16 protein-coding genes and 1 pseudogene are annotated in these 13,702 nt (G+C 62.4%); 10 read left to right on the top strand and 7 right to left on the bottom strand.

Going from position 1 to position 13,702, the window contains the following annotated elements; genetic code table 11:
• The first annotated feature begins 17 nt into the window (after positions 1-17).
• Positions 18-623, top strand: a complete 606-nt coding sequence (locus tag VIO10_RS10770) for a nucleotidyltransferase family protein (RefSeq protein ID WP_331963581.1) — start codon at positions 18-20, stop codon at positions 621-623.
• A gap of 135 nt (positions 624-758) precedes the next feature.
• Here the strand turns inward: VIO10_RS10770 and VIO10_RS10765 are convergent, their stop codons facing one another.
• From VIO10_RS10765 to VIO10_RS10755, 3 genes are all read right to left on the bottom strand, one after another.
• Entirely contained in the window at positions 759-1,094 is a 336-nt protein-coding gene (locus VIO10_RS10765; RefSeq protein ID WP_331963578.1) for a helix-turn-helix transcriptional regulator, read from the bottom strand.
• Between the two features lie 6 nt (positions 1,095-1,100).
• Positions 1,101-1,466 (bottom strand): type II toxin-antitoxin system RelE/ParE family toxin, encoded by a 366-nt coding sequence (locus VIO10_RS10760; RefSeq protein WP_331963575.1) that lies wholly within the window; start codon positions 1,464-1,466, stop codon positions 1,101-1,103.
• Positions 1,467-1,584: 118 nt separating this feature from the next.
• Positions 1,585-2,742, bottom strand: coding sequence for a site-2 protease family protein (locus tag VIO10_RS10755; RefSeq protein ID WP_331963573.1), 1,158 nt, complete (start codon positions 2,740-2,742; stop codon positions 1,585-1,587).
• A gap of 211 nt (positions 2,743-2,953) precedes the next feature.
• Between VIO10_RS10755 and VIO10_RS10750 the strand changes: the two genes are divergently transcribed.
• The 4 genes from VIO10_RS10750 (at position 2,954) to VIO10_RS10735 (ending at position 5,556) form a co-directional block, all read left to right on the top strand.
• Complete coding sequence (locus VIO10_RS10750) at positions 2,954-3,556, top strand: RNA polymerase sigma factor (protein ID WP_331963570.1); 603 nt, start codon at positions 2,954-2,956, stop codon at positions 3,554-3,556.
• Positions 3,553-4,020: a hypothetical protein gene (locus tag VIO10_RS10745; RefSeq protein ID WP_331963567.1), complete on the top strand. Its 468-nt coding sequence runs from the start codon at positions 3,553-3,555 to the stop codon at positions 4,018-4,020. The genes VIO10_RS10750 and VIO10_RS10745 overlap by 4 nt, the downstream gene beginning before the upstream one ends.
• Positions 4,010-4,450: a hypothetical protein gene (locus VIO10_RS10740; protein ID WP_331963564.1), complete on the top strand. Its 441-nt coding sequence runs from the start codon at positions 4,010-4,012 to the stop codon at positions 4,448-4,450. The genes VIO10_RS10745 and VIO10_RS10740 overlap by 11 nt, the downstream gene beginning before the upstream one ends.
• Before the next feature lie 200 nt (positions 4,451-4,650).
• Entirely contained in the window at positions 4,651-5,556 is a 906-nt protein-coding gene (locus VIO10_RS10735) for a haloalkane dehalogenase (RefSeq protein ID WP_331963561.1), read from the top strand.
• Between the two features lie 93 nt (positions 5,557-5,649).
• Here the strand turns inward: VIO10_RS10735 and VIO10_RS10730 are convergent, their stop codons facing one another.
• Positions 5,650-6,216, bottom strand: a complete 567-nt coding sequence (locus VIO10_RS10730; protein ID WP_331963558.1) for a tetratricopeptide repeat protein — start codon at positions 6,214-6,216, stop codon at positions 5,650-5,652.
• Between the two features lie 116 nt (positions 6,217-6,332).
• On the opposite strand from VIO10_RS10730, the gene VIO10_RS10725 reads away from it, so the two are divergent.
• The 4 genes from VIO10_RS10725 to VIO10_RS10710 all read left to right on the top strand — a co-directional run bounded on the left by VIO10_RS10725 (position 6,333) and on the right by VIO10_RS10710 (position 9,926).
• Positions 6,333-7,148 (top strand): alpha/beta hydrolase, encoded by an 816-nt coding sequence (locus tag VIO10_RS10725; RefSeq protein ID WP_331963555.1) that lies wholly within the window; start codon positions 6,333-6,335, stop codon positions 7,146-7,148.
• Complete coding sequence (locus VIO10_RS10720; protein ID WP_331963552.1) at positions 7,145-7,972, top strand: alpha/beta hydrolase; 828 nt, start codon at positions 7,145-7,147, stop codon at positions 7,970-7,972. Before VIO10_RS10725 ends, VIO10_RS10720 begins: the two co-directional genes overlap by 4 nt.
• Before the next feature lie 130 nt (positions 7,973-8,102).
• Positions 8,103-9,083: a redoxin domain-containing protein gene (locus VIO10_RS10715; RefSeq protein ID WP_331963549.1), complete on the top strand. Its 981-nt coding sequence runs from the start codon at positions 8,103-8,105 to the stop codon at positions 9,081-9,083.
• Between the two features lie 45 nt (positions 9,084-9,128).
• A complete protein-coding gene (locus VIO10_RS10710) occupies positions 9,129-9,926 on the top strand; it encodes an SIR2 family NAD-dependent protein deacylase (RefSeq protein WP_331963546.1) in 798 nt (265 codons plus the stop codon).
• Here the strand turns inward: VIO10_RS10710 and VIO10_RS10705 are convergent.
• Both VIO10_RS10705 and VIO10_RS10700 read right to left on the bottom strand, forming a co-directional pair.
• On the bottom strand, positions 9,826-11,745 hold the full coding sequence (locus tag VIO10_RS10705) for a glycosyltransferase family 39 protein (RefSeq protein WP_331963543.1): 1,920 nt from the start codon (positions 11,743-11,745) through the stop codon (positions 9,826-9,828). The genes VIO10_RS10710 and VIO10_RS10705 overlap by 101 nt on opposite strands.
• Before the next feature lie 161 nt (positions 11,746-11,906).
• Entirely contained in the window at positions 11,907-12,110 is a 204-nt protein-coding gene (locus VIO10_RS10700) for a CDGSH iron-sulfur domain-containing protein (protein WP_331963540.1), read from the bottom strand.
• Positions 12,111-12,647: 537 nt separating this feature from the next.
• Here VIO10_RS10700 and VIO10_RS10695 point away from each other — a divergent pair.
• Complete coding sequence (locus VIO10_RS10695) at positions 12,648-12,845, top strand: hypothetical protein (RefSeq protein ID WP_331963537.1); 198 nt, start codon at positions 12,648-12,650, stop codon at positions 12,843-12,845.
• A gap of 397 nt (positions 12,846-13,242) precedes the next feature.
• Here VIO10_RS10695 and VIO10_RS10690 read toward each other — a convergent pair.
• Positions 13,243-13,702 (bottom strand): annotated as a pseudogene (locus VIO10_RS10690) (transposase); the annotation flags it as partial.

The following is a 13,702-nucleotide window of genomic DNA, read 5'->3' as shown; positions in this document are numbered from 1 at the left end:
CCCCTGAAATCGACACGATGAAACGGCAGCTTGAGGGAATCATCCTGGCGGCGGGCGAGTCGCGCCGGATGGGCTATCCGAAGCCGCTCCTCAAGGTCGGCGGCCGGACCTTTATCGAGCAGATAGCGGAGACGATGCTCGCAGTCGTGCCGCGGCTCGTGATTGTGATCGGAGCGCATCGCGAGCGCGTGCGGGCCGCGACTCCGCGCGACGCGCGGATCGCGATCGCCGAGAATCCGAACTATTCGCGCGGGCAACTGTCGTCGCTGAAGGTCGGGCTGGGTGCTGTTCAACCGGATTCGGCGGGCGCGATTGTGCATCTCGGGGACCATCCGATGGTCCGGGTCGAAACGTTCCGAGCGGTCGTGGATTCGTACAATCGAACGGGCAAGCCGATTGTGATCGCGCGCCACGACGGCCGCCGGGGCCATCCGGTGATTTTCGATCGCGCGCTATTCGCCGAGATCCTTTCCGCTCCTGAAAAAGAGGGCGCGCGTTTCGTGGTGAATGCCAATCCGTCGCGCGTCGCCTACGTTGACCTGGACGATCCGGGAATCAATCTCGATTTGGACACGCCGGCTGATCTGGCCCGCGTCGGCCTCCCCCCGCCCCCTCTAGAGTAATCTTTTCCGAGCGTGGAGGTCGCGCTATTGGTGTTGGTAGATCGCAGACATGTCTCACACGAAGATAACTATCATCGGTAAACTCGCGTTTTCGATATGAAAGCGCCGGGGGACCCGATGCTGCGGACCGGAAACCTACGCGACCTTGGGGTTGCGATTGGCGTTGACGAAGCGCAGTTCGACCCGTTTGTTCAGCGCATCGGCGACCCGCCGGAGCATCGCCAGTGAGTGGCCTTGGTAGTCAGCGTCTTCGAGTCGGCAGATCACCGAGGTGGTGGTGCCGACCAGTTTGGCGAGTTGTTGTTGGGTGAGGCCTGCGCGCTTGCGAAGCGCGTAAATCTTGCGCGCAACCGTATCGTTGGCCTCGGCTTCCGCCAGTTCAGCCATACGCTGGGGATGCCCTTCGTAGTGCCGCCGATGAATGATCTCGACGGCGTCGGTGGTCGGCTTGCGCTTCTTTTCAAGTTTCACAGATTATCACTCCTCGAACGTGTGGGGCTTGGGCGCTTGTTCATATCTTCGCTTTCGCGCCAACGCTGCGCCGATCGCGTCACTGGGAACTCGATCCTCTTTGGTCAGGCCGTGCGCGAGGATTGCCGCGACTCTGCCGTGAAAGAAATAGAGAATTCTATAGTTGATGTGCTGCAAGCCGACTCGCAATTCGTATATGCCGTCGCGCAGAAGATCGGCTTCCGGCCGACGCAGTTCGTGCCCCAATTCTGAGAGCCTTTGAATTCTGACTCTGCACTTGTCCTGCGCCTTGGCCGGCAGTCCGTCGAACCAATCCAGAACCGGCACTGTGCCGTCCGCTTCGCGGTAAAAGACGACCTGGGTCTTGGGCACGTTGCTTTTGTCTTAGCAAATTTCGCAAAATTGCGAAAGGTCACGGAACGAGCTTTCCACCATTTTTCCTGCGAAGGGTGCGGGGACTGGCCCCTGCAAGCCCGACACAGCGGACGCATTAAGCGGCTGGCGTGCGGGCGGGCGTCGAGAGCTGCGTCTTGGTGTGCACGTAGCGCGTTACGCCGGTGCGCGTGATGAGCCCGACCAGCTTGCCCTGCTCGACGACCAGCAGCCGTCCGATATCCGCCGCCACCATCTGCCGAATCGCATCGATGACGCCGGCGCCGGGTGCTATCTCGATTGTTCCCTCGGCCGGCCGCATAACCCCGCTGATGCGCCTGCTGACGCGATCGGACGCGGGACAATCGCGCACCTGCGCAAGCGTCACTACGCCCAATGCTTTTCCATCCGCGGCGACCGGAAAGCCGCCGAAACCGTAGCGCAGGAAATAGTTCTCGATCGCATCGGCTACCGTTTCATCGGGGCCGAGTACGATCGGATCGCGCACCATAATCTCGCCCACGCGCGCGCCGGAGAGCGCCTGCTCGACGATCATGCTCTGGTAGCCCGAGGATGCGGCGCTGCGCAGGAACAGCCCGATGAATATCAGCCACAGCCCGCCGACCAGCGCGCCCGCGAAGATCTCCATCGCGCCCAGCGCGATCAGTCCCCACGCGATCGTGTTGCCCCAATCGGCCGCCGCTGCCGTCGCCCGGCGCAAATCGCCCCATCGCATCCACAACGCGGCGCGCAGCAGGCGCCCTCCGTCGAGCGGAAATCCGGGCAGCAGGTTGAACAGCGCGAGCGCGAGATTGATAAAGGCGAGATAGGAGAAGACCGCTTTCCACAGCACCGTCGCCGGAGCCGCGCCGATCCCGCGCGCGATCAGCCAAAAAATTCCCGCCATCACCAGCGAGCTGAGCGGACCCACCGCGGCGATCTTAAGCTCGTCGATCCCGCTTTTGGGCTCGTGCTCCAGCTCCGCCATTCCACCGAAGATGAACAGCGTGATCCGGTGCACCTCCTCGCCGAGCCGGTTCCCCATCGCGGCGTGGCACAGCTCATGCGCGAGCACCGAGCCAAAGAACAGGATCGTCGCAACCAGTCCCACCAGCCAGTAAATCCCGGTCGAATAACCGGGATATTGCCCGGGGAAATATCCCGAGGCCAGTGACCACAGGATCAGCGCGAAGATCACCAGCCAGGAATAGTCGATGGCGACCTGGATGCCGGCCACCTTGAAGATCTCGATTGAACCCTTGCGCTCCGCCGCCATTAGGACCTCCGCACGATGACACCGCGAATCTACGCGACCCCAACGGACATGGTAAACGCTGGGCGATTGAAAGGCACGCGCACAGCCGCTGTTTCATCGAGCCGGTTTGGGTTGCAGTCTCGGCCGCAAACCGTGTAACCATCGGCGGGATAATGCGTATTAATAAACAGTTATGTTGGGTCTCCTGGCGCGTAGCAGGGCAGGGTGGAGATTGAGCGCCAAACCCGACGAGGAACTGATAGCCGAAGTCCTCGGCGGGGATAGCGGCGCCTTCACCGAGCTTGCGGAGCGGCATCGGCCGCGAGTGGAGCGTTTATGCCGGCGTTTTTTCTCGGACGAGGAGATGGCGCGAGACATCGCGCAGGAAAGTTTTATCCGCGCCTTCACCGCGCTGGCGACGTATCGGGCCGAGATGCCGTTTGGCGGATGGCTGCGCGCGATCGTGGTGAATCTGTGTTACGACGAACTACGGCGGCGCCGTCGCCGTCCCGAGGAACTGATTGGAGACTTCAGCGCGCCGGAAGTGCAATGGATGCAGACGGCGAACGTCGCGTCGCCGGAGGATCTCGTCGGTGAGGCTGAACAGCGGCGCGAAGCTTACGATTTGGCGCATCGCCTGCTCGACACGCTCAAGGCCGAGGACCGGATGGTGATGGTGCTCAAGGAGAGCGAAGATATGAGCGTCAGCGAAATCGCCCAGACGCTTGGATGGAGTGAGGCCAAGGTAAAAATTCGCGCGTTCCGCGCCCGGCAGGCGCTGCGCAAGCAGGCGGAGCGGATGCTCGCGGCGGGCCGCAACAGGTTGCAATCATGAATTGTTTTGAAGCACGACAGGAATTTTCCGCGCTGTGGCGCAAGACCGCGACGGCCGAGCGGCGGCCCGAGTTGCGGGCGCATCTCAAGGGATGCGAGAAGTGCGATCATGCGTTTCGCGTCTTCGCGCTGACGGCGCCGGTGCTGCATGGCGAGGTGGGACGGGATGCGGCTCGCGTATCGCGCCCGGCGCAGCGCGAGTTCTCGCTGGCAGACAGGCCCCGGCGATTCGCATCGGTATCGCGCGAGGTTGCGTTGTCGCACCAGCCGAATCGATGGCTGGCGATGTCGGCGGCGGCGGCGATTTTCGTATTCGCGAGCAGCGCGGCGTATCTTTCGACGCGGACGCCCAATGAGTCGATAGACGAGGCGCTGTCGGCGCCCGAGGCGAGTATGAATTCCGAAACCGCAGGCGATCCATTGGCGCCCGAGATGCCGATGACAGAGAGCGACCTTGCCAGCTAAGTCGAATATCCTGTTCGGCTTGCTGGTGGGAGTCTCGTGCCTTCTGCTGGGTTTCGCGCTCAGCACGCTGGCGTATCGGGATCATTACCTGCGAGTGCCGGGAGGCGGCTTGATCGAGCGAATGGATCACGAGCTCGACCTGACGCCGGCCCAACGCAATCGCATCGGCGCCGTCCTGCGCGATACGCGGATCAAAGTGATGCAGGCGCGGCAGGATTTTTACCATCGGCGCCATGAGCTGTTCTGGAATGGACTCGGCGAGGTTCGTGGCGTGCTGACGCCCGAGCAGCAGAAGATATTCGATCGCGACTTCACGCACCCGTGGACCCATCGCGGCCGCGGCGGCGGCGATGGTGGCGACCGCATGCCGCCCGAGGAGGGCGCGCCGCCGCCGGCGCCTGCGCAGCCCCCGCTCGTACCGCAGAATTAACCGCGGGCGCATCCAGCCTGATTCCGATCCGATCCGCGCGGGGTCTGAGGTCTCGCCAAGCGCCTGCTTCAACACACACGAACAGGTGTTCCTCTCTCAGCGCGGGCGCAGCGTCGTTGATTGACCTGGCCGCAATATAATGACATTCATAGTGTCAATATATTGACGATCGCCGACTCTCATTCCAAGCGAGGCATCCTTTGAAGATCTTGAGAACTCCCGACGCGCGATTTGCCCATCTCCCCGACTTCGCATTCAGCGCGCACTATTGCGAAGTCACGGACCCCGACGGGACCGCCGTGCGCATCCACTATCTCGACGAAGGTCCGCCCGGCGCCGGTCCCGTGCTGCTCATGCATGGCGAGCCGTCGTGGTCGTTCCTCTATCGCCGGATAGTCGCCAGTCTCGCCGCGCGCGGCCATCGCGTGGTCGCGCCGGACCTGGTGGGTTTCGGCCGTACGGACAAACCCGCCGATCAATCCGATCACACCTACGAACGGCACGTGCGATGGATGAGCGATTGGCTGGCTGCCACGCGCCTGTCAGCCATTACGCTCTTCTGTCAGGACTGGGGCGGCCTGATTGGGCTTCGGCTGGTGGCTGCGTTTCCAGAGAGATTCGCGCGCGTGGTGGTCGCCAATACCGGGCTGCCGACCGGCGAGGGTTTCAGCGACGGGTTCAACCAATGGCTCGAATTCAGCCAGAGCGCGCCCGTCTTGCCGATCGGCCAGATTTTGAGCATGGGATGCCGCCGCGCCCTGAGCGAGGCCGAAATCGCCGCGTATGAAGCGCCGTTCCCGGATGAATCCTTCAAGGCGGGTGCGCGCCGCTTTCCTGCCCTGGTCCCGATTACGCCGCAGCACGGCTCGGTCGCCGAGAACCAGGCCGCGTGGAAAGTCCTGGAGCGGTTCACCAAGCCGTTTCTGACCGCCTTCAGCGATTCGGACCCGGTGACGAAAGGAGGCGAGCTCATCTTTCAGCAGCGCGTTCCAGGGGCCAAGGGGCAGAAGCACGTGACGGTCGCGGACGCGGGCCACTTTCTGCAGGAGGATAAGCCGGACGAAATCGCCGACTTGCTCCACGGGTTTATCGCATCGACGAAATGAACTTCGTCCGTACGCGCGGAAACATCGCCGAAACCATCGACGGACGCGCAATCCGGCGCCTCAACTATCGGCGCCCAATCGTCGCCGCCCTTGTCACAGCGCGCCCATCTGCTTGAGAGTTTTTTCAGCTTCCGATGCGACGGTGGGATTTTTGGCGCTGTCGCCCAGCGCAATTCTCAGATACCTGAGCGCTTCGTCGCGCTGGCCGGTCTGCGCGAGTAGTTCGCCGATTCTGAGCGCGGCGAAAGTGTTCTTGGGGTTGATCGCGTACCCCTTGCGGTAATATACCAGCGCGTCGTCGGCCCTGGGCGGGGAAAACGACATGTACGCCTCGCCGATATTCAGATAGGCGCTGACCTGATTGGGCTGATACTTGATGAGCTTTTGATAAACCTTGACGACATTGGCGAAGTCGGAGCGCGAGTTATAGTACACACCGAGATAAACGTAGGCGTCCTCGAGCGTGGGATCGATTTCGGTGGCCTGCCAGAGCAGCTTTACGGCGGCGTCGCTGTCGGTCATTTTGATTGCGGCATTGACGAGCCCGCGGGCCTTGGCCGCGTTGGCATCCTGGGCACGCGCCGGAAAAGGAAACGACGCCAGCGCAAGCATCAGTGCGGCGACGAGCGTCAATGGTTTCAGCGCGGTTCGATCTCGCATGGCTTCAGGTGTGAACTGGCAGCTAAATGGTGGCATGAAAGGCGCACGCTGCAAAGGTATCATGTCGGGGCGGGCGGCAGCGGCTTCGAGATGAGGAAAGAAATTCCGGGCGACCGATGAAGGCGCATCGTTTCATTGCCAACGGGCTCGCGCTGAATTGCCTTGATTACGGAGGCGAGGGCAAGCCGCCGATCCTGTTTCTGCATGGCGGTTCCGCGCACGCGCATTGGTGGGACTTCGTCGCGCCGGCCTTCGTCGGCGATTTTCACGTGCTGGCGCTCGATCAACGCGGGCACGGCGAAAGCCAATGGGCCGATGAATGGGCGTATGGCTCGCGTCATTACGTGTCGGATTTGGATCAGGTGATCGACCGGTGGGGATTCGGCGCGCCGATCCTGGTCGGCCACTCGATGGGCGCGCATAACGTGCTCGCATACGCGGCGGAGCACAGCGAAAAATTGCGCGCGATGGTGGCGATCGATCCTCCGCCCGACTACCCGGAGCGGGCGCTCGAATTCCTGCAGTCGATCGCGGAAAAGCCGGCGCGCCGATTCGATTCGCTCGACGAGGCGGCGCGGAATTTCAGGGTCCTGCCGCGCGAGACGCTGGCGAAAAAGGAAATCCTCGAGCACGTCGCACGCCGCAGCTTCAGGCAGCACGCCGACGGCGGATGGACGCACAAGCTCGATCGGCGCACGATGATCCGCGAACCGTCGCGGGTGTGGAAGTCGTTGCATCGCATCGCATGCCCCGCGCTGATCGTGAAGATCACCAAGAGTCCGTTGCTGGATCGCGAACTCGCAAAAAAAATGGTCGCGCAGCTTCCCAACGGCCGGCTGGTGGAGATCGATGATTCCTATCATCACGTCATGCTGGACAATCCCGCGGCGCTGATCGAAATAATCCGGGATTTCGTGGACGGTTTGAAATGACCGCCCCGCGCAGCCATCTGCTCGAAGGCTCTCCGCGGCTCCATTACCTGGAGTGGAATCCGCACGCGCCGCGTACGGTCATCCTGCTGCACGGCAACTCTGCCAATGCGTGGTGGTGGGAACCGGTGGCGCGCGCGATTACGCCCGACTACCGGCTGCTCGCGCTCGACCAGCGCGGGCATGGCGACAGCCAGTGGACGCGGCCGGCGGCGTACTCGCCGATCGATTATGCAAACGACATCGCGAGGTTCGTCGCGCACGCGACGGCCGATGCGGAAAAGCCGGTGGTCGCCGGTCACAGCATGGGTGGGATGAACGTGCTGGCGTTCGCGCGGGCTCATCCGGACAGCGCGCGCGGCGCGATCGCGATCGACGTCCCGGTCACCTCGACTCGCGGGCGGGATCGATATCTGCAGCGGCTGAAATCAATCCCGGTGGTCACCTATCCCGATCTCGCAACCGCAAAGGCGCGCTTTCGGCTGATGCCGCGCGAGGGCGGAATCGCGGTCGCTGTACTGCATGAGATCGCCGAAAAAAGCCTGGCGCGTACCGATGAAGGCCGCTGGACGCTAAAGTTCGATCGCGAGTGTTTCCTCGGCGGCGACCGGATGTCGGTGCTCGAGACGATCAGGGAAATCAGGATTCCCATGATGCTGGTGCGCGCCGAGCACAGCCGCATCATGACCGCGGAGGGCGCCGAGCACGCGCGCGCGTCGAATCCGAAGGCGCGGCTGGTGACGATTGCCGACGCGCATCATCATGTGATCCTCGAGCGGCCCGAAGCGGTCGCGCGCGTAATCGAACAGTTCGCCGCCAGCCTTTGACTCTTTCACCCTTTCACCGCGTCACTGCGTAACGCCGCCAAATCCACTTAGAGCTGAAACCGGGGCTGTGGTACGCTCCGGGCTATCGGCGCAACCGCGACGCCGGCCGCGAGATTGCCAGGAGATCGAGATGCCACAAATGTCCGAAACCGTCCTGGCGCCTGAACTGGAGGGCGGGCAATGGATTCAGCACGGCCCGGTGAGCCTCAAGGCGCTGCGCGACAAGGCCGTGGTGCTGGTCGATTTCTGGGACTACACCTGCATCAATTGCATCCGGACGCTGCCGTACGTAGTGGCATGGAATAAGAGGTACGCGGATAGCGGGCTGGTAATTGTCGGCGCGCATGCGCCGGAGTTTTCTTTTGCGCGGGAGGGATCGCAGGTGGCGCAAGCGGCGGCGCGATTCGGTCTGGAATACCCGCTCGTGCTCGACAACGAATACGCAATCTGGCGGGCGTACTCGAATCGGTTCTGGCCGGCCAAATACCTAATCGATGCGAAGGGGCGGATTCGCTATTGCCATTTCGGCGAGGGAGAGTATCAGGAAACCGAAGTAGCTATTCAGGGATTGATCCGCGAACTGAATCCGGGCGCGAGTCTGCCGCCGCCGATGGCGCCGGTGCGCGACAGCGACCGTCCCGGCGCGGTCTGCTATCGCGTCACGCCGGAGGTGTATCTCGGATACGCGCGCGGCCAGCTCGGGAATCCCGGGGGCGTGGTTGGCGACCGGGCGCATGACTATCGCGACATCGGGCCGCACGTGGAAGGCATGAGTTATCTCGCCGGCAGATGGCGCATCGAGCAGGAGAGCGTGCGCAGCGAGGGGCCGGATGCGGCGATTTCGCTCAGGTACACGGCCAAGGATGTGAACCTGGTGATGGCGCCGGCGGCGGGCGCGAGCGTGCGCGTGGAGATCGCGCTCGAGGGCGCGCAGCGGGCGGGCGACGACGTGAAGTTCGACGGTAAGCGGGGATATATCACGGTGGACCGGCCGCGGATGTACAGTATCGTCGCCAATGAGTCGGTTGTTTCAGGTGGATTGACTATTCGAGCCGAGGCCGCAGGGCTGGCGGCGTACGCGTTCACTTTCATTTCATGCGTAGTCAGTTGAGGCCGACTGACTATGTGAAAATTGCGCGTGGAGGGCAGGTCCCCGATGGCAAAGCCGAGCGAGAGAGCGAGCGACGAGGAAATTCGCGAAGGCGCGAGGATGATCCTGGCGGCGCGGTATGCGATCGCGCTCACCGGCGCGGGGATGTCCGTCGAAAGCGGAATCCCGCCGTTTCGCGGGCCGGGCGGGCTGTGGACCAAGTACGGCGAGCCGCCGATGAACGGCTTTCAGCGCTTCATGGCCGATCCGAAAAAAGCGTGGGAAGAGCGGCTGAGCAAACGCAATGACGAACTTTTCAAGCCGCTTGCGGTGGCCAGGCCCAATCCGGGCCACCTCGCGCTGGTCGAGCTGGAGCGATTGGAAGTGCTGCGTTTCGTGATCACGCAGAATGTCGATGACCTGCACCGGCAGGCCGGGCAGAAAGCGCTCGCGGAAATCCATGGCAACTGGACTTTGATTCGATGCCTCGATTGCGCGACGCGGTTTCATGGCGACGCGATCAGCCTGGAGCAGCTCCCGCCGGCCTGTCCGCGATGCGGAGGATTGTTGAAATCGGACACGGTTTCCTTTGGCGAGCCGATTCCGATCGACGTGCTGAACCTGTGCGCGGAGCATTCGGCGAAGGCAGACCTGGTGATCGTGGCGGGTACCTCGGCGACGGTTTATCCGGCGGCGGGATTCGCGCTGGAAGTGAAGCAGCGCGGCGGAATACTAATCGAAGTGAACCTCTACGAGTCGGAGATCACACAGGATTGCGAGGTGAGCTTGCGCGGCGGATCGGCGGAGGTGCTGCCGCGGCTGGTTGCGGCGGTCGACGAGATTCGAAGAGAGACCATGTCGTAGAAATTCCTGCTTCGATGTAGCTGTCGGAGGGTTTTTTGGACGGCCCATCCGGGGAACCTGTGCGCTGGCGAAGGAGCAGCATCTGGTCGGTGCCGTCGAGCGAGGTCGGGTTGCTGGTGATCACGATTTCGAAGCGGCGCTGGCTGTACGCGGGAAGCGCGTTGAACAGAGTGCGCCAGGCGATCAGGTACTCGGGCATCTGCGGATTTCTTTGCGAGACGATCGGAATTGTGCGGCGGCTGTAAAAGGCGACGTCGTAGTTGAGCGCGCCCAGATAGCCAAGCGGACTGTCGCCCACGATTTTCATGGCGTGATCGGTGAAGTCCCTCAGCGAGAGCGTGTTGGCGATGGCCGGTACGACGACAACGTTGACCGCAACGGTGGTGAATACCATCGCGGCCGCAATCGCGAGCACCACTTGCTCGATCCGCGGACGGGTGAAGATCATAAGGACGCCGAGTGCGACGATCGCGAGCGGGAGCGCAAGGTCCAGCACCCGATTCCCGGCGACAGTCGAGGTCAAGATGCGCGGGAAAGCGGGTGCGCGAATGCCCGCCGCTTGCAGCAGGCCGGCGAACTCCTGCGGCCTCGCAACGAGCATCGCCAGCGCAATCAAGCCGCCGCCGCCGAGGAGCAGCATCGCGAGACCGGACAATCGCGCGGTCCAGTGGACACAGGCGCGCGCCGGCTCAGGACGCACGACAGCCTGGCGGACATAGATCGCGACCAGGGTGGCAAAAGCGGGATACATGCAGAGCAGGTACACGCCGCGCTTGCTCTGCGGCAGGTTGTAAAAGATCAGCACCGCGGCGACCCAGACGATGATGTATTTCAGGCGCGGGTCGAATGCGCGCGGCGCGCGCGCGGCCTGGACGCCGGCGATCGGCAGCAAAATCGTCCACGGCAGGAATCCGGCGAGCAGCGCGAGTTCCATATAGTAGAAGGGATGGATGTGGCCCTCGTGGAAATCGGCGCCGCCGGCGAAGCGGAGCAGATTTTCGGCGAGGATCTGCTTGCGGAAAAAATCCGGGCCGCCTTCGATCAGCGCCGCAAGGTACCATCCTCCGGCAAGCACCAGCACCACGATCGCGCCGCGCACGAGACTCATTGCGCGCAACAGGTTCCATCGTTTCTCGGCGGCGATCCAAATCACGGCGACCAGCCCCGGAAGAATCAACCCGATGGGGCCCTTGGTCAAAATGGCGAGCGCGATTGCGACGTAGAGCAGCATCCGCCGGCGCGTCAGTCCCTCGGCCATCAGAATGAATTCGAAGAACGCGACCTCCATGAAGAAGGTCAGCGTCATGTCAACGCGGGCGCCGGTCCCCGCTTGCAGGTACTGAAACGTGGTGGCGAGGATGAGCGCGGCGATGAGCGCGGTCAGGTTGTCGAACAGGCGGCGCACATAGAAGTAGCAAACGATCACGCCGGCGATGGCGAGCGCGGCTGACGGCAGCCGCACGGCGAATTCGTTTACGCCGCCGGCGACGAGAGAGACCAGCGCGGCCATCCAGTGCATCAGCAGCGGCTTGGAGGGAATTTCGACGCCTGCGCGCTGTGGGAGAATCACGCCGCCGCCGTGGACGATGTCGAAGACGGTGACGGCCTCGCGCGGTTCGCCCTTGGTGTAGAGCGGATAGCCGCCGAGATTTACCAGATAGAGCGCGACTCCGAAGATCAAAAGTATCGGCCATGCGTAGCGGGGCTCGGCGATATGCTGGAGCCAATCCGCCGCGGCGGCGGGATCGCGGGGCGCTTCACCCGCGGGGATGGAAGCAGACTCGGAATCGGCGCGCGTAATCTCTTCAGGGCGTTTCAATTTTTCAACCGTTGCCACGGTGAGCAGTATTAACCGTTGCCACGGTGGGCAGTATTAAGAGCATCGCGAGCATTCCGAAAGCCGCCGTCGTCACAACGACTGACGGTATCGAGTTACGCTGAGCGAAGTCGAAGGGCCCGGAACAACTGAACAACTGAAAACTAGTATTCGGTCTTGAGGCGAGCGCGGCCGATGTCGTCGTAAAGGTAAACGTCGGCGGGATTTTCGTCGCGTGTTTTCTTGTGCGAGCCGTCGCAAAAAGGCTTGTTCTTCGAGAGTCCGCACGCGCAGATATAGACCGGCAACTCAGTGCCTTCCGCAACCTCGTAGGGCGCGTTCTTTTCGTGTCTGACAATTCGGGCCATGAAGAATTCCTCGCGTTGAATTTCTGTTCGCGCGCACGTTCGAGCGGCGGCATCTGTAGGTCACTTAAGACCAGGAGAGTCGTAGAGTCAAATGCGCAGGGCTGAGCCCTGCACCCGGTATTAAGGCCGCCCGCCGTTGGCGGGCGCGGTCACTGCCGCGGGCGCGCGGTTTCTTAATACCGGCCTGTCGTGTCAACGACCAGGGGTGAGCCCTGCACCCGGTAGTAAGAAGACGCGAAAATCTGCGCAGCGCATCTTTTCGCGACTACGCGATGGAAGAGCGGGCGCGGCCCCCTGCACCCGCTTAATCCCATATAATCGATTTCATCAGTATTGCTCCTTAATGCGAGGGGTCTACTGCGGGTTGCCCGTCGACGAGGACGGCTCGCCCGGCTCCTCAGAGAGCGACGACGCCGGTTTCGTTCCATAAGGAACCGCGCGACGTTGTTCGCTCGCGGGACAAAGTAGTATGTTTCAGAGGTGCAATCCGGAGACACTTGTCTTTAACGAAGCAGCAAAGAACGAGGGAGTAACAATATGCCAGCGATGAGCCACACGAAGGCGGCAGAAGCTCATGAATCGGCGGCCAAAATTCATCGGACGGCGGCGGAACGTCACCAAAAGGGTGACCATAAAGCCGGCCTTGAGCACTCAGAGAAGGCCATGAAGCTTTCAGAGAGCGCGCACGAGGTCTCCAAAGGTGCGCATGCCAAGAGCAAGACAGCCGCTCACTGAACGCAGCACTGAGCGCGCAGTGACAGGCTGATGCGCTCGAGAACTACCAGTCGTTCCCCCGGGCTGCTGCCAGCTGGCCCCAGCCGGGGGAAAGCTGGCAACTGATCTCCTTCGGGTGCCCGTTTATCGCCTCGGTCTTGACCCCGTCGTGATGTTTCAACCGGAATTTCCATTTTGAATGCGAGTTACACTCGCACCGATACCAGGCGGTTTGCAAACGCGAGGTTCAAGCCCGGTTTTTGAGTCCAAAGGGCTTCCCACGGCGCAGGGAGAGGCCGGTTTGGCGTCTCGCGGCCACGCAACGCCCAGAATGCCATTTTTCCAACGGAATTCTCAGACACTTCTCCCTACCCCTGATACCCTACGTCCCGGCGTTCGGCTCTGCCTTACACTCCACTTATCCCGATGGCGACGGCAGCGTCGCGATCCTCCGCAGCATGCCGGCGAACAGCCATCGCGTGAGGTGGCTCTCCGCCAGCAGCAGCCAGTGGTAACGTGCATGCTTGATTAAGCGGCCGCCGGGTTTCACCAGTCGCTGCTGCAAGCTGGTTAGCGACCACTTCCCGATCGGCGCGGGCAGCGCCAGCCGCCGCCACAGGTTCCCGAGGTTATAGGCGATCAGACTCAGCTACAGCCGCACCTCGTTGGCGCGAAAGCGGTGGCAGCTAAGCCGCGTCATCTTCACCGCCTGCTTACCTTCCTTGATCCACTGCTCTGCCGTACCGCGCTTGTTGTAGAACCGCACCACCGCCCGGCTCTCCGCAGTGAGTTTGGTCACGATGAAGCCGACGCGAGGGAACAACTCGCCGAAGTGGAACTCGACCTTCGCAACCACCCGACGCGCCTGCTTCCAACTC

It is taken from the genome of Candidatus Binatus sp. (assembly GCF_036567905.1).
GTDB lineage: Bacteria > Desulfobacterota > Binatia > Binatales > Binataceae > Binatus.
The sequence above is the reverse complement of the archived record's forward strand: the minus strand, read 5'-3'. Positions and strand labels throughout refer to the sequence as shown.